Below are 23,303 nucleotides of genomic sequence, written 5' to 3'. Positions count from 1 at the left end.
TGGTCAGCGCCGGCTAGGCACGGGTGCTGACCAGGCCACCGGCACTGCCACCACCGCTTTGCTGCAACAGTTCGAGCAACTGTGCCGAGGCCGCGATGATCTGGCTGCTGAGCGTGGCAATGCTGCTTTGCTTGGTGCTGATGGCAGCCATCTTCGCGGTCTCTTCCATGTCGCTGTTCATCAGCGCTGAAAGTTGTTTCTGCTCCTCTGCCAGCTGTTTCTGCAACGTCTTGATCAACTCGCGCAGCTGCTTGACGGCCTCTGGCTCGTCGCTGTCGTCGCTCTGGGCAGATTGTGCCTGGCCCGTAGCCGTGGCGTTGAGGCTGTCACTGGTGATGCTCAACGGGCCGGGCGCTTCGCCCGCCTGCACACGCCGTTCACGCTCGGCGGCAGCGTCAACGCTCAGCGTCTGGGCTGAGACGCCGTTGATCAACAGATTGCTCGAGTTGATTGCGACCATGATGATTCCTTGCTCCAAAACCGGTCCGTGCCCCATTTATCGGCACAAATGGGCTTGTCTTGAGCCCTGCTAAATTCCCTGTCGGTTGGCTCGTTCCAGAAGATGTACCAGCGCGGTAGCCGGATCACCGGTGAGCGTCCACATCGACCTTATGGAATCGCGGCCATGACCCAAGCCACACAGCAGGAAACCATCAAAGATCTGATCGGCGTAGGCTTCGGCCCGTCCAACCTTGCGCTGGCAATCGCCCTCGAAGAGCTGGCCGAAAGCCAGGGGCGCGCCCTTGACGCGCTATTTATCGAGAAGCAGCAGGACTATCGCTGGCACGGTGAAACCCTCGCCACCCAGAGCGAGTTGCAGATCTCCTTCCTCAAGGACCTGGTGTCCCTGCGCAACCCCACCAGCCCCTACAGCTTCGTCAACTACCTGCACCAGAAACAGCGCCTGGCCGACTTCATCAACCTGGGCACCTTCTATCCCTGCCGACTGGAATACAACGACTACCTGCGCTGGGCTGCCGAACATTTCGCGACCCAGGCGGTATACGGTGAAGAAGTGCTGCGTATCGAACCTGAAATCACCCAAGGCCGCGTCGAGCACCTGCGCCTGGTGTCCCGTGATGCCGAAGGCCGGGAATACACCCGCAGGGCCCGTTCGGTCGTGGTGGGCAGCGGCGGAACACCGAAGATTCCGGAAACGTTCGCGGCCTTCAAGAACGACCCGCGCGTGTTCCACCATTCCCGCTACCTCAGCAGCCTCAGCCAGCTGCCCTGCAATGCCGGAAAACCAATGCGCATCGCGGTCATCGGCTCAGGCCAGAGCGCAGCCGAGGCGTTCATCGATCTCAACGACAGCTACCCGTCGGTGAAGGTGGACATGATCCTGCGCGCCTCGGCGCTCAAGCCGGCCGACGACAGCCCGTTCGTCAACGAGATTTTCGCACCCGACTACACCGACCTGGTCTACAACGAACCGGCCGATCAACGCAGCAAGTTGCTCGATGAATATCACAACACCAATTACTCGGTGGTCGACCTGAACCTGATCGAGCGCATCTACGCCATTCTCTATCGGCAAAAAGTGGCCCATCAGTTCCGCCACAACGTGCTGTGCCGGCGCCAGGTAGAAGCGGTGGTGGGCACCTCAGAAGGCATCGAGTTGACCCTCAGCGACCTGGCCACCGGCCAGCAACAGACCCACCGCTACGATGCCGTCATCCTGGCCACCGGCTACGAGCGCCGTTCGCACCGCGACTTGCTGGCCCCCTTGGCTGGCTACCTGGAGGACTTCAACGTCGATCGCAACTACCGCGTACTGACCAGCCCCGACCTCAAGGCGTCGGTGTACCTGCAAGGCTTCTGCGAGAACAGCCATGGTCTGAGCGACACGCTGCTGTCGGTTCTGCCCTCGCGGGCCGCCGAGATTGGCCGTGCGCTCTATCACGACCTGCCATCGTTGCGCACCCTGCCACTGCCAGAAGCGGTCCTGTCCCGCGCCTGACAGACGCTTCGCCACCGCCCCCCCGTTTCAGGTGCGGGGGCCGGCTCCTCAGCCTGAAACATTTCCTTGCATTTAAATCGACGGAATTTCGATTCTCATTCGTCCTTATCAATACAGCTCTCCAGGGTTGGGCTTAAGCTCGACCCCTTATTGTGAAGATCGTCTGATGGCCAAAACTCCGAAAAAATCCAAGTCCAGGCTCTGGTTCCTGGTCCACAGCTGGCTCGCGCTGCCGATCTGGTTCTTTGTCCTGATCGTGTGTTTCACCGGCATGCTCGCGGTGGTCAGCCAGGAAATCGTATGGCTGGCCGACCCTGCGGTCCGCGCCAACAAGCCCGATGCCGACGTGGACCGCCTGAGTTTCCAGCAAGTGCTCGATGCGCTGCACAAGGCCGAGCCCGAGATGATCGTGGACATGCTTCGCCAGCCCGACGGCTCGCACTTCGCGGTCATTGCCAACGTTACCCTGCCCGACGGCACCAGCCCCACGCTGTATGTAAACCCCTACACCGGGGCCATCCAGGGCAAGACGCCCGACTTCGACTTCGAAGCCTTCACCCGCGCCTTGCATGGGTGGTGGCTGGTGCCATTCACCAACGGTTACAGCTGGGGCTGGTACCTTGTTTCACTACTGGGCCTGCCCATGCTGGCGTCCCTGGTCACAGGGCTGGTGGTGTACAAGAAATTCTGGAGGGGGTTCTTCAAGCCGGTGCGCACCGGTCACGGCTCGCGGATTTTCTGGGGGGACGTGCATCGCCTGGCCGGCGTCTGGTCCATCTGGTTCATCGCCGTCATTTCCATTACCGGTACCTGGTTCCTGATCCAGGCCATTCTGGGCGATAACCACGTCACGATTTCCACACGCCCCATCGTGCCGGTGATTGCACGCGAGGACGTGCCGCAGACCACCGACGGCACCCCGGCACCACGCATCGACCTGGACGAAGCCGTGCGCATTGCCGGGCAAGCGGTACCGGGCCTTGAGGTCAGCTTCGTGATATTGCCCGCCACGGCGTACAGCCATATCAGCCTTTCGGGGCCGGGGTGGTACCCGTTGATGTTCCAGAATGCCTCGGTCAACCCCTACACCCGCCAGGTCGACAGCCAGTTCCGCATCAGCGACCGCACGCCCCTGGAGTTCGTCACCGAATCCATGCGTCCGCTGCACACCGGCGACTTCGGCGGGCTGCCGATCAAACTGGTGTGGTTCTTCTTCGGCCTGGTATTGACCTTGATGGTGTTCAGCGGCCTGCTCATCTGGACCAAGCGCACCGCCCAAGCTACCGCCGCCGCCCTCAAGCGCAGCGAGCGCGCCCCGCGCGTCGCACAGCGCGAGCCTACCCTGGAGACCCAACCATGAGCCAGGCACACACCCTTGAGCAACGGCCATTGAAGCAGATCTGGTTGAAGTGGCGGTTTCACCTGAACATTCTGCTGGTCCTGATCCCGCTGGGCTTCATGCCCCAGTACTTTGCCGACGCCAAGCTGTTTCGCGGCGAAGCCGGGCTGGGCGCGAACGTGATACGTGATATCAAAGTAGGGCCCTACAGCCTGGACCTGGCTGAAATGCGTGACGAAGTGCCCCAGGCCGATGGTCCGGCCGGCTACTTCAAGGTGTTCAATGCCTCGCTCTGCAAAGGCTGCGCCCAAGAGGTGAAAGCCACCTACCTGCGCATCGGCAAGCCGCGCAGCCTGCGCGCCGCCGGCACCATTTTCTTCGGGGCCCCCTACCACATGGGTACCTCCCTTCCAATTGCGCCGCGTACTCGGCCAGATGCCCAAGTGTGGATCACCCTTGAAGGCTGGGACGGCAGCATGCATCAAGCCTCGGTGCCCTTGGCCCAGGCATCGCCAGCCACCGTGGCCTGGCTCAAGAAACAAGGAGGCAACAAATGAAACACCTCATGCGTAGGCTCATGCTCCCATCACTGCTGTTGACCGCGACGGCTGCCATGGCACACAACCCCATGTGTGAATGTGAGGAAGTGCCAGGCAGTCAGATCAAATGCACTGGCGGCTTTTCTGACGGTAGCGGTGCACCTGGTGTAACCCTGGACGTGATCGGCTACGACGAACAGGTGCTGGTCGGCGGCAAGCTCGGGGATGACTCCACCCTCACCTTCAAGCGCCCGGATGGTGAATTCTACGTGTTGTTCGACGCAGGCCCTGGCCATGTGGTCGAAGTCGACTACGCCGACATTTCGCAACCATGAGCCGGGTTCAGGTGATTCGCCCGGCCGGCGCCGGGCATGAAACGCTGTATGTGCTGATGGTCAGTGCATTGATCGTAGCCCTGGCAGCCAGCGTCGTGCTGGTGCGTGGGGAGCGTGTGGACGATCAGCCGATCGCCAGCCATCAAATTGACGCTCGGCGGGACCTGACGCCGGCTGAGCAAGGCCTCTACACCGACCTGCGGGTGGCCTTCGACGAAATCCAGTACCTTCGCGAGGAAGAGGGCGCCGTGCCCGACGTGCAAACACTGGCGGCCGAGGGTCTGCCGCCTTTCGTCGTTGATGCCGGTAGCCAGGGCCGTGGCGATCACCACTGGTCGTTGCTGGCCGACGGCGCCTACCTGGGCCGCAGCCAGGCGCCGGAAATCGCCGGCGACCTGCTGATGATCCTGCCCGCCGAAGCTGGCGCCGAGGCCGAGGTCTGGCTCCTTAGAGACAGCCCCAGCTCATCGGTCGATGACCTTGCCCCGGCAAGCCTGATCGCCGCCGGCTGGCGCCAGGTCGTCAGCCACTACGACGCCGGTGTCACCCGCGAACACCGTCACTGACTCCAAAGGAATGTTCCATGCTTCGCTCCGCCCTCGCCCTGCTCCTGGCCTGCGCCCTACCCGCCTTTGCCCTGGCCGACGCCGGCAAACCGCTGCGTATCGGCATCACCCTGCACCCTTACTACAGCTATGTGAGCAACATCGTTGGCGACAAAGCCGAGGTGGTGCCGTTGATTCCGGCTGGCTTCAACCCGCATGCCTACGAGCCTCGCGCCGAGGACATCAAGCGCATCGGCACGCTCGATGTGGTCGTGCTCAACGGCGTCGGTCATGACGACTTCGCCGACCGCATGATCGCGGCCAGCGAAAAACCGAACATCGCCACCATCGAATCGAACCAGAACGTGCCTCTGCTCGCGGCAACCGGCATTGCCGCACGCGGCGCTGGTAAGGTCGTCAATCCGCATACATTCCTGTCCATCAGCACCACCATTGCGCAGGTCAATAACATTGCCCGGGAGCTGGGCAAGCTGGACCCGGAAAACGCGAAACTCTACACGCAAAATGCGCGGGCCTATGCCAAGCGTCTGCGTGCCCTGCGTGCAGAGGCCTTGGCCAAGGTGAGCCAAGCGCCTGGTGCCACCTTCCGGGTGGCCACGATCCACGCTGCCTACGATTACCTGGTGCGTGATTTTGGCCTGGAGGTGACCGCCGTGGTGGAGCCTGCCCACGGCATCGAGCCCAGTCCCGCTCAGCTGAAGAAGACCATCGACCAACTCAAAGCCCTGGATGTGCGGGTCATCTTCTCGGAAATGGACTTTCCCTCGGCCTATGTGGAAACGATCCAGCGTGAATCCGGCGTGCGCTTGTACCCGTTGACGCATATTTCCTACGGCGAATACACCAAGGACAAGTATGAGGTCGAAATGAAGCGCAACCTCGACACAGTGGTGCGCGCCATCGAGGAGAACCGCGCATGACCGCCGCCACTCAGGTGCTGCCGGTTTGTGGACCTCGCATCGAGTTCGAGGCGGTCAACCTCGAACTGGGCCGTACGCGCATTCTCGAACAGGTCAGTTTCAGCGTCGCGGCCGGCTCGGTGCATGCCATCGTCGGACCCAATGGGGGCGGCAAGAGCTCGCTGATCAAGACACTGCTGGGGCAGATGCCTCATCAGGGCCGATTGGCCATGCACTGGCCCAGCGAGCGGGAGGTGATCGGCTACGTGCCTCAGGCGCTGGAGTTCGACCGCGGCTTGCCCATGACCGTGGACGACTTCATGGCTGCCATGTGCCAGCGCCAGCCCGCCTTCCTAGGGTTGTCCAAGCGTGTCCAGCCGGCCATCGAGGCGGCCCTGACCCACGTCGGCATGCTCGACAAGCGCAAGCGGCGCATGGGCGCACTGTCGGGCGGTGAGCGTCAGCGGGTGCTACTGGCGCAAGGGCTGATTCCCGAACCGCAACTACTAGTACTGGACGAACCCATGTCGGCACTGGACGAAGCGGGTATTCGTGTGTTCGAGCACTTGCTGGCCAGCTGGCGTCGCTCCGGCACCACTGTCTTGTGGATCGAGCATGACCTTGAAGCCGTGCTGCGGCTGGCTGACCGGGTAACCGGCCTGAGCCGCCGCGTGCTGTTCGATGCACCGCCTGCCCAGGCTCTCACCCCTGAGCGTCTGCTCGGGCTGTTCTCCGTCCATCCGCGCAGCGAGAGCCTTGCCTGATGAGTTTCGAATCCTTCCGTGAACTGGTGCAGCAGTGGGCCGTTCAAGGCTACTTGCCCGAAGCGCTGGCCTACGGCTTCGTCGTCAATGCGCTGCTGGCAGGGTTGATGATCGGGCCGGTGCTCGGTGGCCTTGGCACATTGGTGGTGGTCAAGCGCTTTGCCTTCTTCTCCGAAGCGGTCGGCCACGCGGCGCTGACTGGCGTGGCCATCGGCATCCTGTTGGGCGAACCCTATACTGGGCCCTACGGCAGCCTGTTCGGCTATTGCCTGCTGTTCGGCATCCTGCTGAATTTCCTGCGCAATCGCACCGGCTTGTCGCCCGACACGCTGATTGGCGTGTTCCTGTCGGTGTCATTGGCGCTGGGCGCCAGCCTGCTGCTGATGCTGGCCGGCAAGATCAACGTGCACATTCTGGAAAACGTGCTGTTCGGTTCGGTGTTGACCGTCAGCGGTCAGGACCTGGTCGTGTTGGGAATCGTCGCCGTGCTGGTGCTGGCCTTGGCGCTGCCGCTGTACAACCGCATCATGCTGGCCAGCTTCAATCCGCAACTGGCTGCTGTACGCGGGGTGGCGGTCAAAACCCTGGACTACCTGTTCGTGGTGCTGGTGACCTTGGTCACGGTGGCCGCGGTCAAAGTAATCGGTGCGATTCTGGTGGGCGCGTTACTGGTCATCCCCGCGGCTGCCGCGCGCCTGGTCAGCCAGTCATTGAAAGGCTTTTTCTTCATCTCGGTGTTCATCGCTACCCTGAGCACCCTGTTCGGCATTCTGCTGCCCATTGTCTTCGACCTGCCTGTACCGTCCGGCGCCGCGATCATTCTGGTCGCTGGCCTCTGCTTCGCCCTGGCCGCCCTGGCCCGCGCGCTCGTCCCACGTCTGCAAGGAAACCCGGCATGAACCTCAAACGCCTGTGTCTGGCCGTCGCCCTTACCAGCCTGCCGTCCCTGGCCTCGGCCACCCAGGTGCTGACCACCCTGCCGGTGACCCACAGCCTGGCCAACACCTTGCTCGAAGGCACTTCGGTTGAGCTCAAACGCGCTGCGCCGGCGAATTTGCCCGCCAGCCGCCAGCCGTCATATTTCAGTGGTCGTGGCGAAGCCAGCCTGCACAAGGCGGCCCAGCAGGCTGACGCTGTGATCGGCGTGCGTTCGATCTGGCGAGACGATCCGCTTTATCCGGTGGCGCGGCGCAGCAATATCCGCATCGTGGAAATCGACGCCGCTCGCCCCGTCGATGGTGCATTGCCAGGCATCGCCGTGACGGGGGCTGATGCCTACGCCGGCTACCCATGGCTCAGCCCCACCAACCTGGGCCGCATGGCCGATGTCGTGGCCAATGATCTGGAGCGGCTGTCACCTGCGGACAAGGCACGCATTAAAACTAACCTTGCCGGCTTCAAGCAGCAAGTGTTGGCGCTGGCCGCCGATAGCCAGACGCGTCTGGCCAAGGTGGAAAACCTGACCACCGTCAGCCTTTCGGAGCGGCTGGGTTACTTGGCCAGCGGATTGAACCTGGACCTGGTGGACCAGCCGCTGCCCACCGAGTGGGATGCCGCTGCGCTCAAAGCCTTGGCCGACAACCTCAAAAACCAGGACGTGGCCCTGGTCCTGGATCATCGGCAACCAGAGGCCGCCGTGGCGCAGGTCATCAAAGACAGCGGCGCGAAGCTGGTTGTCGTGCAGAGCGATACCGACGACACGCTGGCAGGCTTGAAGAGCAGCGTTGATCTGATCGTCGAGGCATTAGGCCAAGGCTGAAGGGGTAGCGCAGTACCTGTGGGGAGCATAGGGACCGGATGAGAAGGGCAGACCCGCACTTACTCAACGACTCATACACTGCTCATAGCGCCCATCCACCCGCTCGGCAAACCAGGCAGTGGTCAGCTTGCGGGTGATCTTCGGGCTCTTGAGCTCGATGCCCGGCAGCACGGCCCGCGGCAATGCACGGCCGGCCCTGGCATCGGCCAGGGCAAACACCTCCCGGTACAGCCGAGTCTCTTCGAAATCCAGTTCGGTGCCCTGCTCCAGCTGACTGCGAATCTGCGGGTTGCGCAGGCCCAACTGCCGACCCAGCTGACGTGCTGCCCTTTCTGTGGTGCCGGGCATGATCGACCCAGGCGCAATCAGGTCACCGTCCAGCGCCAGATCTATCCCGGTGACCTGGCTGAGCGCCGCCTGAAACGCCGCATTACGGCTGGCGTACCAGCCAGCGTTGAAGTCAGCGAACCGATAGAGCTGACGCTCGTAGTTGGCGGGATAGCCCAATAGATGCGCAATCCCGAAATACAGGCCACCGCGGCGCGTGAACACTTCCTGGCGCACGCTACCCTCGCGTGCGTAGGGATAGGCTTGCGCGTGTTTCTCGGCAAAGTCGATGCTCACCTGCATCGGGCCGCCGGTATGTACCGGGTTGAGCCCCCCCAGCAAGGTACGGCCCAATGGCACCCGCGCGATCACCTCATCATACAGTTCGCTCAATTGCTTCTCGGTGCGCACTGCCTGCAAGCGCTGTGCGTAGGTCTTGCCATTGCCAGACGGGGTTTGCAGCGCGCCGTCGACCAGCATTCTGGGCACATGCACACGGGCAGCCCGCCGATTGATTTCCTCGCGCGCGATACGGCCCAGCTGGGGCACCTGGGGGTCGGCGTTGAAGGTGGACTCCTGCTCGGTCACAGCCAGTACCGCGCACAGGTTTCGCTTTGAAGGCTCGATACCTTGGGCCTGGAACGCCTTCTGGATATCAGCGGCCCAGCCGGCCCGGTCGCCAGCCTTGGCGGGCAACAAGCGCATCAGCTCGGCGTGCACCTGCGCAGGGTCGGCTTGGGGTACGGACGCTCGGCGCCCCGTACACCCTTGCAACACGGCCAAGGCGAGAACGCCTGCGGCCAGCATCCGCCCGTTCAAGGGTAGGCTCCTGCCAACGGGCGCGCAGAGAGATCGATCAGCATGGTCTGTCCTGGAGGTTCAAAGCCCCTAGCCTCGCTGACCCTGGGCGAGACGTCAATCAACCCGTCAGGCGCAGCGGTTCCAGGGCGCTGGTCAATGCCGCCAGCACGCCTGGCTCGTGGTCATGGATGAAGAAGTGACCGCCAGGGAACACCTGCAGCGAAAACGAGCCCTGGGTTTCGTGCTGCCAGGCCCGTAGCTGCTCGTCGCTGGCCCGATCATCTTCGCCACCCAGTACGTGCAACGGGCAGCGAAGCGCGGGCCGCTGGCGATACGCGTAGGTCCCGCACAGCAGAAAGTCAGCGCGCAGGATCGGCAGTGTCAGGCTCATCAGTTCATCATTGGCAAGCACCTGCTCTGGCGTGCCTTGCAGCTCACGCAATTCATCGATCAGCTCGGTGTCGGACTTCGGCTCGCGCCAGTGCCTGCCGTCATAGTCTTCCCGGCGGGTAGGCGCAGCAGTGCCGCAGGCGAACAGCGCCAGCGGTGGCTGGCAACCAAGCGCCTGCAGTTCATGGGCCAGCTCGAAGGCCAGCAGCGCGCCCAGGCTGTGGCCGAGCAAGGCATAAGGCGTACTGGTCGTCAGGCGCTGCTCCTGGGCCAGCTGTCGGGCCAGCGCCTGCATGTCGGTGTGCAACGCCTCGGCCATGCGTGCGCCGCGGCCTGGCAATTCCACTGGCCTAACCTGCAACCACGCCGGTAGCGCGCGGCGCCACCGGCTGTACACCATCGCACTGGCCCCCGAATACGGCAGGCACAGGAGATTGATCACCGTCACTGTGCGCCAGCTTCAGCCATTTTCTGACGCAGGCTGAGCGGACGCATGTCGGTCCACACCTCATCGATGTAGGCCAGGCAGTCCTTTTTCAGCCCTGCTTTGCCCACCGCCCGCCAGCCCTCGGGGATCGCCTTGTATTCCGGCCAGATCGAATACTGTTCTTCGTGGTTGACCACGACCTGGAACTGGATGTCTTCACGGTCGAAAACTGAAGTCATGTTGCCTGCCTCCTTGAGTGGGATTGCCACTGCGCGCGCGGCGCAGGGGAACTTTCAAGTAGACGTGCAGGGTGTGGAAAAAATTAGGCGACCAGGCAATGCCGAGCCGGCCTGGGGATGTGGGGCCGGTTCGGTCAGGTGTCGCGCAACAGGTCGTGGGTGTCGAGCAGGCGGAAGGCAACCTGCGGATTTCGTTCGAGCCCCTTGCGTATGGCCGCCGGTATGGCCTGGCGCGTCTTGCGGCACAACCCAGGCTGATCGTCCAGCTCGATGACGATCCCGCGCATGGTGCGCACTTCATGATGGCCCGGTGCGATATGCAGCCGGATGCCCAGGTTGTCATATAGCCGACGTTGCAGACGATAGAGATCCTCGATGTCCTGAAGGTTCTCCAGGCGTTCGAGCAGGCGCTTTTCTTCCTGCCGGGTCAGCAGCAGGATGCGCCGAGCAGGCTCGCACTCGGTGGCCAGCTGATCGCGACCGCAGATGCACGCACCGGGCGGGCAAGGTTGGCGCAATGGTACAGAGTTGGTCATTGCCCAAGCATAGCCAGGATTGCGGCACCCGTGCTACGCCCGGTGGTGTCATGGCGCGACGCCCTCGACGATGATCACCTCGGCGCACGCCGCACCTTGGCGCAGGCCGCAGGCTTGCTGGTAAAGGTCGGATCGATAGCAGGCCACGGCCTGGTCATAGGAGTCGAACTCGATCACCACGCTGCGTTGGGGCGTAGGCCGCCCTTCCAAGGCCTCACTGCGCCCTCCCCTGGCCAGAAAGCGCCCACCGTAGGCCTGGAAGGCTGCCGGGGCACGCTGAGTGTACTGCTGGTATTGAACCGGGTCGGTCACATCCACATGGGCAATCCAATAGGCCTTCATCCGCTTGTCTCCTGCGTGGGGGCTTTTGTGTATGATGGTATACCATAAACAATAACTCTCAGCACGAGCACTCGACATGCCTTTCAACAGCATCGATGAAATTCTCCAGGATTATCGGCAAGGCAAGATGGTCTTGTTGGTGGACGACGAAGATCGTGAGAACGAAGGCGACCTGCTGATCGCCGCCGAATACTGCGACGCACAGGCCATCAACTTCATGGCCAAGCAAGCCCGTGGCCTGATCTGCCTGACGCTGACGGATGAGCACTGCCAGCGCCTGGGCCTGGAACAGATGGTTCCGGCCAATGGCAGCATGTTCAGCACCGCCTTCACCGTCTCGATCGAGGCCGCGACCGGCGTCACCACGGGCATCTCCGCCGCCGATCGCGCACGCACCGTGGCAGCTGCCATGGCCGCCGATGCGCGCCCGGAAGACCTGGTGCAGCCTGGGCATATTTTCCCGTTGCGCGCCCGCGAAGGCGGTGTTCTCACCCGCGCAGGACACACCGAGGCCGGCTGTGACCTGGCCCGCCTGGCAGGCTTGAGCCCGGCGTCGGTCATCGTCGAGGTGCTCAACGACGACGGCACCATGGCCCGTCGGCCCGAGCTTGAAGCCTTCGCGGCCCGCCACGGCATCAAGATCGGCACCATTGCCGACCTCATCCACTACCGGCTGAGTACCGAGCAGACCGTCAAGCGCATCGGGGAGCGTGAGCTGCCCACGGTGCATGGCACCTTCCGCCTGGTCACCTATGAGGACCGTATCGACGGCGGCGTGCACATGGCCATGGTCATGGGCCAACTGCGCCGTGAGACGCCTACGCTGGTGAGGGTGCACGTGATCGATCCGCTGCGCGACCTGGTCGGCGCCGAGTGGGCGGGCCCGGCCAACTGGACGTTGTGGGCGGCACTGCAGAAAGTGGCTGAGGAAGGCGCAGGCGTGGTCGTGATCCTGGCCAACCATGAGTCCTCCCAGGCGCTGCTCGAACGTGTGCCGCAATTGACCCAACCCCAGCGCCCCTACCGGCGCGGGCAGTCGAAGGTGTATTCGGAGGTCGGCACTGGTGCGCAGATACTTCAAGACTTGGGCGTGGGCAAGCTTCGTCATTTGGGTCCGCCCTTGAAGTATGCAGGCTTGGCGGGCTACGAGCTGGAAGTGGTGCAGAGCGTACCGTTCGAGCCAATGGCTGGCTGATCGCGCAGCCTGCATGGCCATCGACCAAATGATGGCCGGTAGCCTGCTGCTACTTGCGAAAAGTTTGGAATACCATAATATGACATTCCGTAGACCTTGAATTTGTCTACCGCTGCTCCCCGAATACTGTTGGCGGGCGCACCACAAGCCCTGCCTCGAATAACAAAAAGCAACGAGGGCGTAATCATGCTGTTGAGCAAACGTGTAACCGCAGTGCTGTCGGCCAGCCTCCTGACATTGGCCTGCCAGGCCACTCAGGCGGCTGAGAGCCTGAATTTCGTAAGCTGGGGCGGAACGACCCAGGATGCTCAGAAACAAGCGTGGGCAGCCCCGTTCAGCAAGGCTACCGGCATCAAGGTGGTGCAAGACGGCCCGACCGACTACGGCAAGCTCAAGGCCATGGTCGAAAGCGGCAACGTGCAGTGGGACGTGGTCGACGTCGAGGCTGACTTTGCCCTGCGTGCTGCCAGCGAAGGCCTGCTCGAACCTCTGGACTTTTCCCAGATCCAGCGCGACAAGATTGACCCGCGCTTCGTTTCCGATCATGGCGTGGGTTCGTTCTTCTTCTCCTTCGTGCTCGGCTACAACGAAGGCAAGCTCGGTGCCAGCAAGCCAACCGACTGGACCGCGCTGTTCGACACCAAGACCTACCCCGGCAAGCGCGCCCTCTACAAATGGCCAAGCCCAGGTGTGCTGGAACTGGCGCTGCTGGCCGATGGCGTAGCACCGGACAAGCTCTACCCGCTGGACCTGGATCGCGCCTTCAAGAAGCTCGACACCATCAAGCAGGACATCGTCTGGTGGGGCGGCGGTGCGCAGTCGCAACAGCTGCTGGCCTCCGGTGAAGCCTCCCTCGGCCAGTTCTGGAACGGCCGCGTCTACGCCCTGCAACAAGACGGCGCGCCTGTAGGGGTGAGCTGGAAACAGAACCTGGTCATGGCCGATTTCCTGGTCGTACCCAAAGGCGCGAAGAACAAGGATGCGGCCATGAAGTTCCTGGCCAATGCCAGCAGCGCCGAAGGCCAGGCCGAGTTTGCAAACAAGACGGCCTACGCCCCGGTCAATACCGACAGCCTCGCCAAGCTGGACAAGGACCTGGCCCCGAACCTGCCGACTGCCTATGCGCAGGATCAGGTTACCCTGGACTTTGCCTACTGGGCCAAGAACGGCCAGGCCATTGCCGCCCGCTGGAATGAGTGGCTGGTCAAATGAAAGTCGCGATCAATGCCCTGCATAACGCCCAAGGTGCCCCTTCGGGCACCGGTGCTCCAGGGGCCGGGCCACGGCGCGCCTCCCTGAGCCAGCGCTGGAAGGGCAGCCGCAACCTGCTGCCAGCCCTGCTGTTCCTGGGCCTGTTTTTCTTCGCACCGTTGGTTGGCCTGTTACTGCGCGGCGTGCTCGAGCCCACGCCTGGCCTTGGCAACTATGAACAGCTGTTCGCCAACTCGGCCTATGCCCGGGTGTTGTTCAACACCTTTTCGGTGGCCGGGCTGGTAACGCTGATCAGCGTACTGCTGGGCTTTCCGCTGGCCTGGGCGATCACGCTGGTGCCCAAGGGCTGGGGCCGGTGGCTGCTGAACATCGTACTGCTGTCGATGTGGACCAGCTTGCTCGCACGCACTTACTCCTGGCTGGTGCTGCTTCAAAGCTCGGGGGTCATCAACAAAATGCTGATGGCCATGGGCATCATCGATAGCCCACTTGAGATGGTGCACAACCTCACAGGCGTGGTGATCGGCATGAGCTACATCATGATCCCGTTCATCGTGCTGCCGCTGCAGGCAACCATGCATGCCATCGACCCGATGGTGCTGCAGGCAGGCTCGGTGTGCGGTGCCAGCCCGTGGACCAATTTCTGGAAAGTGTTTCTGCCGCTGTGCCGGTCGGGGCTGTTCTCCGGGGCGTTGATGGTGTTCGTCATGTCGCTGGGGTACTACGTCACCCCGGCGCTACTGGGCGGGGCGCAGAACATGATGCTGCCTGAATTCATCATCCAGCAGGTGCAGTCGTTCCTCAATTGGGGCCTGGCCAGCGCGGCAGCCGCCTTGCTGGTGGTCATCACCCTGGTGCTGTTCTACCTGTACCTGAAGCTGCAGCCGGAATCCCCGGTTGGCACTGCGAGGTAAACCACATGCTCTTGTCTCCCAACGCCATGGGCCGGCCGCTTCGCACCGGCCTGTACTTGACCACCGGCGTGATTGCTGCCTTCCTGCTGCTGCCGGTGGTCTTCATCGTGCTGCTGTCGTTCGGCTCATCCCAATGGCTGGTGTTTCCGCCGCCGGGCTGGACGTTCAAATGGTACGGGCAGTTTTTCTCCAACCCTGAGTGGATGGACGCAGCCCTGGCCAGCCTCAAGGTCGCCGTGCTCACCACCGTTGCGGCAGTGCTGCTGGGCCTGCCCACGGCCTTTGCCCTGGTACGGGGTCGCTTCCCGGGGCGCGAACTGCTGTACGGTTTGTTCACCATGCCCATGATCGTGCCCCTGGTGATCATCGCCGTGGCGGTATACGCCTTGTTCCTCAAGCTGGGCTACACCGGGACTTTGTTCGCCTTCGTGGTGAGCCACGTGATCGTCGCCCTGCCCTTCACCATCATCTCCATCATCAATTCCCTGAAGCTGTTCGACCAGTCAATCGAAGACGCCGCCGTCATCTGCGGCGCCTCGCGCCTGCAGGCCATCTTCAAGGTGACTTTCCCGGCCATCCGGCCTGGGATGATCGCCGGCGGGTTGTTCGCGTTTCTGGTGTCCTGGGACGAAGTGGTGCTGAGCGTGATGATGGCCAGCCCCGACCTGCAGACACTGCCGGTAAAGATGTGGACCACCCTGCGCCAGGACCTCAGCCCGGTAATCGCCGTGGCATCGACCTTGCTGATCGGTCTGTCGCTGCTTGTGATGTTCCTTGCCGCCGCCCTGCGCCGGCGTGCCGAAACCAACGCCTGAGCGCGCGGAGATTAACCCATGAGTGCAGTGATCCAAGACAACGCGCGTGGCAAGGCCCTGGTCAGCCTGCGCGGCCTGAACAAGCATTACGGCGACTTCACCGCCGTGGACAACCTGGACCTGGACATTCAGGAAGGCGAATTTCTGACCTTCCTGGGTTCCAGCGGCTCCGGCAAGTCCACCACCCTTTCGATGCTGGCTGGCTTCGAGACGCCCAGCAGCGGCCAGATACTCGTGGAGGGCCAATCGCTGGTCAACGTGCCGCCGCACAAGCGCGACATCGGCATGGTGTTCCAGCGCTATTCTCTGTTTCCGCACCTGAACGTGCGCGACAACATCGGCTTCCCCCTGGCCATTCGCAAGCTGGGTGCGGCTGAAACACGCAAGCGTGTCGATGCCATGCTCAAGCTGGTGCAACTGGAGCCCTTCGCGCACCGCAAGCCCTCGCAGATGTCTGGCGGGCAACAGCAACGCGTGGCCATCGCCAGGGCGCTGGTCTACGAGCCGCGCATCCTGCTGATGGACGAGCCGCTGGGTGCCTTGGACAAGAAGCTGCGTGAAGACCTGCAGGACGAATTACGCCAACTGCACCGGCGTCTTGGCATTACCATCGTCTACGTCACCCATGACCAGGAAGAGGCCATGCGCCTGTCCCAGCGCATCGCGATCTTCAGCCATGGCAAAATCGTGGGCCTTGGCAGTGGCTACGACTTGTATCAGAACCCGCCCAACGCGTTTGTCGCCTCGTTCCTGGGCAACTCCAACTTCCTGCGGATCAAGGCCAATGGCAACGGCTCCGGTAGCTTCGAAGGCCAGAGCGTGGCCATCCGCCTGACCCCAGGCCTGAGCCAGGACCAGGATGCCCTGATCATGGTGCGACCCGAGAAGGCCCTGGCCCTGACTGCTCAGCAAGCTGCCGAGCAACCTCTGCCTGCGGGCTGGAATGAAGTCAGCGCCACGGTCGGCGAGGTGTTGTTCCTGGGTGAAAGCCAAACCTGTCATGTCGTCACTGCAGGCGGTACATCGTTGACGGTCAAGGCGCTGTCGGCGGCAGGCATGCCGATGCAGCCAGGCGACACCGTCAAGGTACGCTGGGCCGTGGCCGATGCGTGTATCTATACCCAATGGGCAGAAAGTGACCTGAGCAAATCGGCCGGCGCTCACTGAGCCGAGGAGCTGACGCCACGTATCAGGCCGTGCGCTAATGCCTGCGCACGGCCGCCTTGTCATCACACCATCACGCCACTGTCTTACGCTCAGGCCATTCCCACCGTAAAGGTCCAATCGGCATGGCCCGCCTGTTCGCCCTCCTGTTGACCATGCTACCGGTGATGGCCTGGGCCGAGTCCGTGCCTCTGCGCATCCAGGGCTCCAACACGCTTGGCAGCGCCCTGCTACCGGCATTGGTACTGGCGCAACTGCGTGCTGAGCTCGCCACCCAGGTGCAGGTTCACCGCGGTCAGTCTGACAATGAGTCAGTGATCACGGCGACCCGCGCCGACGGCGTAGCCGTTCGGGTCGACATCGCGGCACATGGTACGAACACGGGCTTTTCTGCCTTGGCTCGTAACGAGGCCGACCTGGTCGCCGCCTCACGTCCGATCAATGACAGCGAAGCGCGGCAATTGCAGGCATTTGGTGACCTGCGGGCCCCTGCCGCCGAACATGTGATCGGATTGGACGGTGTCGCCATCCTCGTCAATCCTGCCAACCCGTTGCATGAGTTGTCCCTGGATCAAATTGCGCAGGTTTTCAGCGGGCAGATACAGCGCTGGGAGCAACTGGGAGTGGCCGGTGGCGACATCCACCTGTACGCCAGGGACGAACGCTCCGGGACGTTCGAAACGTTCAAAGCACGGGTGCTGGCGCCTGGGCAGGTCAACCTGGCGCGGACAGCCACGCGTTTCGAAGCCGGCGATCGTCTGGCCGCCCAGGTAGCAGGTGATCGCCAGGCAATCGGATTCTCCGGCCTTTCGACCACACACGGGACGAAGGTGCTGGCAGTGGCCGAAGGCACCGCTGCGGCGCGGCTGCCCGAACGCGCCTTGGTGGCCAGCGAGAACTACCCCCTGTCACGTCGCCTGTTCCTGTATCTGCCCACTCCCTCAAGCCCTCAAGCCACCGCATTGATCGACTTCATCCAGAGCCCTGCTGGTCAGGCCATCGTGGCCGAACAAGGCTTTGTGTCACAACAGGTCTTGGCCCAGCGGGTGGTGCCTGTTCCGGACATGCCCGCCCGGTATCGCGACCTCGTAGAGCACGCCCAGCGGCTGAGCGTGAATTTGCGCTTTCAACCGGGCAGTGCCGCCCTGGACAGCAAGGCCATCCAGGATGTGCAGCGGATCATCGATTACCTGAACCAGGCCAGCAAGCAGCAGCGCAAGGCTGTGCTGGTCGGCTTCGGCGACCCCAAGGACACACCGGGACGCGCGGCCCTGCTCTCGCGCCTGCGCGGCGAGGCGGTACGCCAGGCGCTGGCGCGCGGGGGTATCGAGGTGCTGGAGGTGGCGGGGCTAGGTGACCAGATGCCGGTGGCCGGTAACGAGCTGGAGCAAGGCCGATTGCGCAACCGTCGCGTCGAGGTCTGGGTCTATTGAGGCTTGCAGTACTGCACCAAGACCTGAGCCGTCAGCGCATCGAAAGCCCTTCGCAAAAAAATGTAACAGCTGCCCATTCGGCGTGCCCCACAAATGGATCTACGCTCAAGCTTAAGTGATACCGGGCCCCTCTGACGGTTGCCAGCCGCCATGTCGGATCACTGTTGCCACGCAACGTCGACCGACCAGGAGGGGCTCATGACAGCTCTGCACACCTTTCTCACCACACCTTTTCTTGGCACCAGCGCTTGGCTATGGCTGATCTTCGTCGCCATCGTCGTCGGCTTGCTGGTGCTCGACCTGGGCGTGCTGCATCGCCATGACCGTGAAATCGAAATGCGCGAAAGCCTGCTGCTGTATTCGGGCTATTTTGGCGTTGGCGTGCTGTTCGGCGTTGGGGTTTGGTACTACCTGGGCGCGCAGCCGGCGCTGGAGTTCTACACGGGGTTTCTCGTCGAGCAGTCGTTGTCGATGGACAATGTCTTCGTCATGGCGATGATCTTCAGCTACTTCGCCGTTCCCAGGCGGTACCAACACCGCGTGTTGTTCTGGGGCATTCTCGGTGTGGTGGTGTTGCGCGCCATCATGATCGGCGTAGGTGCGGCCCTGGTGCAGAACTTTGCCTGGGTACTTTATATCTTCGGCGCTTTCCTGCTTTTTACCGGCGTGAAGATGGCGCTGTCCAAGGAAGGCAGCCAACCGGACCTGGCCAACAATCCGATTCTGAAGTTTGTACGGCGGCACATGCGCGTGACCGATCAGATCCACGGCTCGAAGTTTTTCGTGCACATCACGCCCAGCGAGGGCAGCCATGCTGTGCGCCACGCTACGCCGCTGTTCCTTGCGCTGGTTTTGATTGAACTGGCCGACCTCGTCTTTGCCGTGGACAGTGTTCCGGCAATATTCGCCATTACTCAGGACCCTTTCATCGTCTACACATCCAATATCTTTGCCATCTTGGGCCTGCGTTCGCTTTACTTTGCCTTGTCGGCACTGATGCACCGTTTCGTGTACCTGAAATATGCGTTGGCGCTCGTGCTGATCTTCATCGGTTGCAAGATCTTCTACCACGGCTTGATTGGCAAGGTGCCCGCCCTCTTGTCGTTGGGTGTCACGTTCGGACTGCTGCTGGGCGGTGTGCTGGTGTCGCTGATAAAAACCCGTGGTCAGGGCAAGGCTGCGATTACTGAGTCGGATCAAGCGACTGGAACCACTGGGCATAAGGAGTATTGACCGCCATGCGCCGGTTGAAGTCCGGGCTCCCGTCGGCCCACCAGACAGGGCCCCGCTCACCCAGCGCCACCTTTGCCGTCTGAACCTGGGCACGGGCGCGGGTTAACTGATCGGGATCGTTGTCGGCTTTTGCGTCCTTTACAGCTCTGCGGGCGTCCATCAGGGCATGCACCCAGTGCTGACGCTCAGCCTCGGACAGGGAGGGGTCGGTACAGCGCCACAACCGCCCCCGGACAACGAAATAGCGGCCGTCCGGGGTCGTGGGGTAACGCTGGGCAGGCATTACTTGGCCAGCCAGTTTTCCACTTCATCTGCGCCGTGTTCGGCCTTCCATGCCTTGAGCTTGGTGTGATTGCCACCTTTGGTCTCGATGACTTCACCGGTGTGAGGGTTCTTGTACTGCTTGACTTGCCGAGCACGACGCGGCGCTTTCTGGGACGCAGCAGGCGCAGCGGGACGTTGACCGTTTTTCGGATCGAGCAGGTTGACGATGTCGCGCAAACTGTATTCGTACTTGGCCAGCAGATTTCGCAGTTTGGTTTCAAACTCGATTTCTTTCTGCAGCTCAGGGCTACCTTTCATGGCTTCCAGCTCTGCAAGTTGGGCAGCCAATTTCTGTTCCAGTTGTCGAAACTCTGCAAGACGAGACATGGGGACGTTTCCTTTTCAGTACGACGGGCAATAAAACTTCAGTAACTTGTTAGTGCAGTCGAACATACGCTTGGTTCAACCCGCTTGACTAACTAGACCGCATTACCGTCTGTCCGTCAAAGAAAATGTTAGTGCCCTGCAAGCGGTCTGTTGCGCACACCCAGCGGAGACTGAATCATGCCCAACCCGTTCCCCAGCCTTCTTGGCTTGTGTATCGCCAGCGCCCTGCTCGCCGGTTGCTCAGGTGCCAAAACCGCATCACCCGTACACACACCCGGCGCCCCAATAAAACCCGGGACGCAATGGCTTGAAAAAGGCGCGGCGCTGTTACAGTCCAAACCACCCATTGAGGCACTCAATGCCTACCTGGACGGCTTTCACTTCTATAACGGCCATCCGGATATTCAAATGGAAGCGCATCATTACTGTGCGATCCTCAACGAAGACGTCATTCAGTGCGTGATCTACGATGGCAGCACGGCCACGGCCAAGATCATGGGCGTGGAGTACATCATCGATCAGAAGTTGTTCGCCCGTTTACCCGACAAGGAAAAAGCCCTGTGGCACAGCCACGGTTACGAAGTGTCCTCCGGCCAGTTGGTGGCGCCCGGTATACCTGCGCCTGCCGAGCATGCCTTGATGAAACGCCTGGCCACCACCTACGGCAAGACGTGGCATACCTGGCATACCGACCAGGACAAGTCCCTGCCGATGGGCGTGCCCCAACTGATGATGGGCTTTACGGCAGACGGTCAGGCAGACCCTGCAATGGTCGAGCAGCGCAATCGTCGCCTGGGCATCGATACCACCCAGACGCGCAAGCAGCGCGCTGACATCGACATTCCGACGCCTGACACCGGCGCCGACAGTTGGCAGAAAGGCGTCGTCATTCAGTTGGATGACCCTACGGGCGCGCATCTGCACAAACCTGCCACCACTACGCCTGCCGATACCAACAGCCGTTCGGCCCGCTGAGCCTGGCGGGGTGACCACAGCAATCAGCGTTGGGCCGCTGAACCCGACGCAGGCAGGTGCTTGCCGATCTCGTACTTGCCGATCGCAGCCCGGTGTACTTCATCGGGCCCGTCGGCCAGGCGCAGCGTGCGCTGCATGGCGTACATGTAGGCCAACGGAAAGTCAGCGCTGACCCCCGCGCCACCGTGCAACTGGATCGCCCGATCGATCACGCGCAGCGCCACGTTCGGTGCTACCACCTTGATCTGGGCGATTTCGCTGCGGGCCACCTTGTTGCCCACCGTGTCCATCATGTAGGCCGCTTTGAGCGTGAGCAGTCGTGCCATGTCGATGTCCATGCGCGAATCGGCAATCTTGTCGACATTGCCGCCCAGGCGCGCCAGTGGCTGACCGAACGCAGTCCGGCCAACCGCGCGCTTGCACATCAGTTCAAGGGCCCGTTCGGCCATGCCAATGGATCGCATGCAATGGTGAATGCGCCCAGGCCCCAGTCGGCCCTGGGCGATCTCGAACCCCCTGCCTTCTCCAAGCAGCACGTTCTCCAATGGCACCCGCACATTTTCGAACACCACCTCGGCATGGCCATGGGGGGCGTCGTCGTAGCCAAACACCGGCAAAGGCCTGAGCACCCTCACACCGGGGGTATCCATCGGCACCAGAACCATCGAATGTTGTTGATGCCGCGGGCCGTTCGGGTTGGACAGGCCCATGAAGATCAGCACCTTGCACCGTGGGTCACAGGCGCCGGAGGTCCACCACTTGCGGCCATTGATGACCCATTGGTCCCCTTCGCGCACTGCTGTGGCCGCCATATTGGTGGCATCTGAGGACGCCACATCGGGCTCGGTCATGGCGAATGCCGAGCGGATCTCGCCCCGCAGCAAAGGCTCCAGCCACTGCTGCTTCTGCGCGGCCGTGCCGTAGCGCACCAGCACTTCCATGTTTCCCGTGTCCGGTGCCGAGCAGTTGAACGGCTCCGGGCCCAGCAATGAACGGCCCATGATCTCTGCCAGTGGGGCGTACTCCAGGTTGGTCAGCCCTGCACCGTATTCGGATTCAGGCAGAAAAAGGTTCCACAAGCCCTCCTCGCGCGCTTTGGTCTTCAACGACTCCATGATGGCGGTAGGCTGCCAACGATCGCCTTCGGCCACCTGGCGGTCGAATACGGACTCGGCAGGATAGACGTAGGTATCCATGAATGCAGTCACGCGCTCGCGCAGCGCTTGCACCTTGGGCGAATAGGCGAAATCCATTGGCGGGTTCCTTCGGGTCGAATGACATGAAGCAAGCCTAGGGCAGGCATGGGTCATCCACCTAGTCTATTTTCGGCGTGTATTAACATTCATAACCGATATATGATCAGCCGATAATTCCAAGAACGAGCGGCGCTCATGAACCTCAGCAAGGTCGATCTCAACCTGTTCATCGTCTTCGATGCGATCTACACCGAAGCTAACCTCACCCGTGCCGGGCAGATCGTCGGCATCACCCAGCCTGCCGTGTCCAATGCATTGTCCAGGCTGCGGGAGACCTTCAACGATCCGCTGTTCGTGCGCACCGCCCAGGGCATGGTGCCGACACCCATGGCGCAAAACATCATCGGCTCGGTCCGCAGCGCCCTGGCGTTGCTGCGCACCTCAGTGCAGGAAAGCCGAACGTTCAATCCCCTGCAAGCGAGCAAGACCTTTCGCATCAGCATGACCGACCTGACCGAGGCCGTGATCCTGCCGCCGCTGTTCCAGCGTCTGCGTCGCCTGGCACCTGGGGTACTGATCGAGAGTTTCCTGTGCAAGCGTCGAGAAACGACCAAGGAGCTCGCCGCGGGACGACTGGACTTCGCCATCGATGCCCCTCTCAACACCGACCCTCAAGTGCGGCACATCAAGTTGATGCAGGACCGCTACGTCTGCGCCCTGCGCCAAGGCCACCCGCAGGCCGACAAGGCATTGAGCCTGGACGCGTACCTTGGCATGACCCACATCCACATTTCCAGCCGCCGCAACGGGCTGGGTTACGTGGACCTTGCGCTGGGCAAGATGGGCGTACAGCGCAAGGTTGCCCTGCGCTCACAGCATTACCTGATGGCCTCGCAAGTCTTGCAGCAAACCGACATGGTGATGACCGTGCCAGAGCGTTTCGCCCGCCGTCATCAGCTGTGCTACAAGCCCCTGCCTGTGGAGGTGCCTGCGTTGGAGACGCACCTGTACTGGCATGAAAGCACTGATCAGGACCCCGCGAACCGCTGGATGCGCGAGCAGATCACAGAGTTGTGCGAGCGAGTAGTCAGCGAAGAGGAACGGTCTCTGCGCGGTGCGTGAATAAAAACCGTCTGAAGGGTCGTGGCAAGCACGGGAACATTTTTTCCGTTATGCCTGAGCGGGAGAAAGCTTTTGCAAAATGGTCTTAAAAAGCCCTGATTTAGAGCAAAAGTCTCTTCACAGCGCAGTTAATCTTGTTCAGGCACCCTCGCTCTCTTGCCAATGGACCT

General features: G+C 62.0%; 27 protein-coding genes. 18 read left to right on the top strand and 9 right to left on the bottom strand.

The features are described 5' to 3' along the window. Window positions 1–13: 13 nt before the first annotated feature. On the bottom strand, window positions 14–460 hold the full coding sequence (locus B2S33_RS15620; protein ID WP_027914702.1) for a hypothetical protein: 447 nt from the start codon (window positions 458–460) through the stop codon (window positions 14–16). A 165-nt stretch (window positions 461–625) separates the two neighbouring features. Between B2S33_RS15620 and B2S33_RS15615 the strand changes: the two genes are divergently transcribed. From B2S33_RS15615 to B2S33_RS15575, 9 genes are all read left to right on the top strand, one after another. Next, window positions 626–1,960: a lysine N(6)-hydroxylase/L-ornithine N(5)-oxygenase family protein gene (locus B2S33_RS15615; RefSeq protein ID WP_254286747.1), complete on the top strand. Its 1,335-nt coding sequence runs from the start codon at window positions 626–628 to the stop codon at window positions 1,958–1,960. Window positions 1,961–2,126: 166 nt separating this feature from the next. Continuing rightward, window positions 2,127–3,320, top strand: coding sequence for a PepSY-associated TM helix domain-containing protein (locus tag B2S33_RS15610; RefSeq protein WP_027914700.1), 1,194 nt, complete (start codon window positions 2,127–2,129; stop codon window positions 3,318–3,320). After that, window positions 3,317–3,856: a hypothetical protein gene (locus B2S33_RS15605; protein ID WP_027914699.1), complete on the top strand. Its 540-nt coding sequence runs from the start codon at window positions 3,317–3,319 to the stop codon at window positions 3,854–3,856. The genes B2S33_RS15610 and B2S33_RS15605 overlap by 4 nt, the downstream gene beginning before the upstream one ends. Next, on the top strand, window positions 3,853–4,173 hold the full coding sequence (locus B2S33_RS15600; protein ID WP_027914698.1) for a hypothetical protein: 321 nt from the start codon (window positions 3,853–3,855) through the stop codon (window positions 4,171–4,173). The genes B2S33_RS15605 and B2S33_RS15600 overlap by 4 nt, the downstream gene beginning before the upstream one ends. After that, window positions 4,170–4,739 carry a DUF6162 family protein gene (locus tag B2S33_RS15595; RefSeq protein ID WP_125921949.1) on the top strand — a complete coding sequence of 190 codons (570 nt, stop codon included), beginning with the start codon at window positions 4,170–4,172 and terminating at the stop codon, window positions 4,737–4,739. Before B2S33_RS15600 ends, B2S33_RS15595 begins: the two co-directional genes overlap by 4 nt. A gap of 17 nt (window positions 4,740–4,756) precedes the next feature. Beyond that, window positions 4,757–5,659 carry a metal ABC transporter substrate-binding protein gene (locus tag B2S33_RS15590; protein ID WP_027914696.1) on the top strand — a complete coding sequence of 301 codons (903 nt, stop codon included), beginning with the start codon at window positions 4,757–4,759 and terminating at the stop codon, window positions 5,657–5,659. Next, window positions 5,656–6,402: a metal ABC transporter ATP-binding protein gene (locus B2S33_RS15585; protein ID WP_027914695.1), complete on the top strand. Its 747-nt coding sequence runs from the start codon at window positions 5,656–5,658 to the stop codon at window positions 6,400–6,402. The genes B2S33_RS15590 and B2S33_RS15585 overlap by 4 nt, the downstream gene beginning before the upstream one ends. Next, complete coding sequence (locus tag B2S33_RS15580) at window positions 6,402–7,301, top strand: metal ABC transporter permease (protein ID WP_058637323.1); 900 nt, start codon at window positions 6,402–6,404, stop codon at window positions 7,299–7,301. The genes B2S33_RS15585 and B2S33_RS15580 overlap by 1 nt, the downstream gene beginning before the upstream one ends. Continuing rightward, window positions 7,298–8,161, top strand: coding sequence for a metal ABC transporter solute-binding protein, Zn/Mn family (locus B2S33_RS15575; RefSeq protein WP_028686980.1), 864 nt, complete (start codon window positions 7,298–7,300; stop codon window positions 8,159–8,161). Before B2S33_RS15580 ends, B2S33_RS15575 begins: the two co-directional genes overlap by 4 nt. Window positions 8,162–8,224: 63 nt before the next feature. Here B2S33_RS15575 and B2S33_RS15570 read toward each other — a convergent pair whose 3' ends face one another. The 5 genes from B2S33_RS15570 to B2S33_RS15550 form a co-directional block, all read right to left on the bottom strand. Continuing rightward, on the bottom strand, window positions 8,225–9,295 hold the full coding sequence (locus B2S33_RS15570; RefSeq protein WP_033695035.1) for a DUF1615 domain-containing protein: 1,071 nt from the start codon (window positions 9,293–9,295) through the stop codon (window positions 8,225–8,227). A gap of 112 nt (window positions 9,296–9,407) precedes the next feature. Further along, entirely contained in the window at window positions 9,408–10,127 is a 720-nt protein-coding gene (locus B2S33_RS15565; protein ID WP_028686978.1) for a thioesterase II family protein, read from the bottom strand. Further along, window positions 10,124–10,345 carry an MbtH family protein gene (locus B2S33_RS15560; RefSeq protein WP_028686977.1) on the bottom strand — a complete coding sequence of 74 codons (222 nt, stop codon included), beginning with the start codon at window positions 10,343–10,345 and terminating at the stop codon, window positions 10,124–10,126. Before B2S33_RS15560 ends, B2S33_RS15565 begins: the two co-directional genes overlap by 4 nt. Window positions 10,346–10,479: 134 nt before the next feature. Next, on the bottom strand, window positions 10,480–10,881 hold the full coding sequence (locus tag B2S33_RS15555; RefSeq protein WP_027914689.1) for a hypothetical protein: 402 nt from the start codon (window positions 10,879–10,881) through the stop codon (window positions 10,480–10,482). 48 nt (window positions 10,882–10,929) lie between these two features. Continuing rightward, window positions 10,930–11,223 carry a DUF1330 domain-containing protein gene (locus B2S33_RS15550; RefSeq protein WP_027914688.1) on the bottom strand — a complete coding sequence of 98 codons (294 nt, stop codon included), beginning with the start codon at window positions 11,221–11,223 and terminating at the stop codon, window positions 10,930–10,932. 76 nt (window positions 11,224–11,299) lie between these two features. Here B2S33_RS15550 and ribBA point away from each other — a divergent pair, with 76 nt between their 5' ends. The 7 genes from ribBA (at window position 11,300) to B2S33_RS15515 (ending at window position 19,189) form a co-directional block, all read left to right on the top strand. Continuing rightward, entirely contained in the window at window positions 11,300–12,418 is a 1,119-nt protein-coding gene (gene ribBA, locus B2S33_RS15545; protein WP_027914687.1) for a bifunctional 3,4-dihydroxy-2-butanone-4-phosphate synthase/GTP cyclohydrolase II, read from the top strand. Window positions 12,419–12,604: 186 nt separating this feature from the next. Further along, the gene (locus B2S33_RS15540) at window positions 12,605–13,630 is read left to right on the top strand and encodes an ABC transporter substrate-binding protein (protein WP_027914686.1); all 1,026 of its coding nucleotides are present in this window, start codon (window positions 12,605–12,607) and stop codon (window positions 13,628–13,630) included. Beyond that, a complete protein-coding gene (locus B2S33_RS15535; RefSeq protein ID WP_027914685.1) occupies window positions 13,627–14,544 on the top strand; it encodes an ABC transporter permease in 918 nt (305 codons plus the stop codon). Before B2S33_RS15540 ends, B2S33_RS15535 begins: the two co-directional genes overlap by 4 nt. Before the next feature lie 5 nt (window positions 14,545–14,549). Continuing rightward, on the top strand, window positions 14,550–15,359 hold the full coding sequence (locus B2S33_RS15530; RefSeq protein WP_023536057.1) for an ABC transporter permease: 810 nt from the start codon (window positions 14,550–14,552) through the stop codon (window positions 15,357–15,359). Between the two features lie 18 nt (window positions 15,360–15,377). Then, on the top strand, window positions 15,378–16,526 hold the full coding sequence (locus tag B2S33_RS15525) for an ABC transporter ATP-binding protein (RefSeq protein WP_132578756.1): 1,149 nt from the start codon (window positions 15,378–15,380) through the stop codon (window positions 16,524–16,526). Between the two features lie 122 nt (window positions 16,527–16,648). Then, on the top strand, window positions 16,649–17,956 hold the full coding sequence (locus B2S33_RS15520) for a phosphate ABC transporter substrate-binding/OmpA family protein (RefSeq protein ID WP_288650612.1): 1,308 nt from the start codon (window positions 16,649–16,651) through the stop codon (window positions 17,954–17,956). A 198-nt stretch (window positions 17,957–18,154) separates the two neighbouring features. Then, window positions 18,155–19,189 (top strand): TerC family protein, encoded by a 1,035-nt coding sequence (locus B2S33_RS15515; protein WP_059183119.1) that lies wholly within the window; start codon window positions 18,155–18,157, stop codon window positions 19,187–19,189. Here the strand turns inward: B2S33_RS15515 and B2S33_RS15510 are convergent. Continuing rightward, window positions 19,140–19,472, bottom strand: coding sequence for a hypothetical protein (locus tag B2S33_RS15510; RefSeq protein WP_080992879.1), 333 nt, complete (start codon window positions 19,470–19,472; stop codon window positions 19,140–19,142). The genes B2S33_RS15515 and B2S33_RS15510 overlap by 50 nt on opposite strands. After that, window positions 19,472–19,840: a histone-like nucleoid-structuring protein, MvaT/MvaU family gene (locus B2S33_RS15505; RefSeq protein WP_023536121.1), complete on the bottom strand. Its 369-nt coding sequence runs from the start codon at window positions 19,838–19,840 to the stop codon at window positions 19,472–19,474. Before B2S33_RS15505 ends, B2S33_RS15510 begins: the two co-directional genes overlap by 1 nt. 177 nt (window positions 19,841–20,017) lie before the next feature. Here B2S33_RS15505 and B2S33_RS15500 point away from each other — a divergent pair, with 177 nt between their 5' ends. After that, entirely contained in the window at window positions 20,018–20,815 is a 798-nt protein-coding gene (locus tag B2S33_RS15500) for an OBAP family protein (protein ID WP_033695034.1), read from the top strand. A 23-nt stretch (window positions 20,816–20,838) separates the two neighbouring features. Here the strand turns inward: B2S33_RS15500 and B2S33_RS15495 are convergent, their stop codons facing one another. Next, the gene (locus B2S33_RS15495) at window positions 20,839–22,068 is read right to left on the bottom strand and encodes an acyl-CoA dehydrogenase (protein WP_027914679.1); all 1,230 of its coding nucleotides are present in this window, start codon (window positions 22,066–22,068) and stop codon (window positions 20,839–20,841) included. Window positions 22,069–22,206: 138 nt separating this feature from the next. Here B2S33_RS15495 and B2S33_RS15490 point away from each other — a divergent pair, with 138 nt between their 5' ends. Next, complete coding sequence (locus B2S33_RS15490) at window positions 22,207–23,133, top strand: LysR family transcriptional regulator (RefSeq protein ID WP_110606805.1); 927 nt, start codon at window positions 22,207–22,209, stop codon at window positions 23,131–23,133. Window positions 23,134–23,303 lie beyond the last annotated feature (170 nt).

The sequence above is a fragment of the Pseudomonas sp. UBA5568 genome, assembly GCF_002425525.1.
Classification (GTDB): Bacteria; Pseudomonadota; Gammaproteobacteria; order Pseudomonadales; family Pseudomonadaceae; genus Aquipseudomonas; species Aquipseudomonas fulva.
The sequence above is the reverse complement of the archived record's forward strand: the minus strand, read 5'-3'. Positions and strand labels throughout refer to the sequence as shown.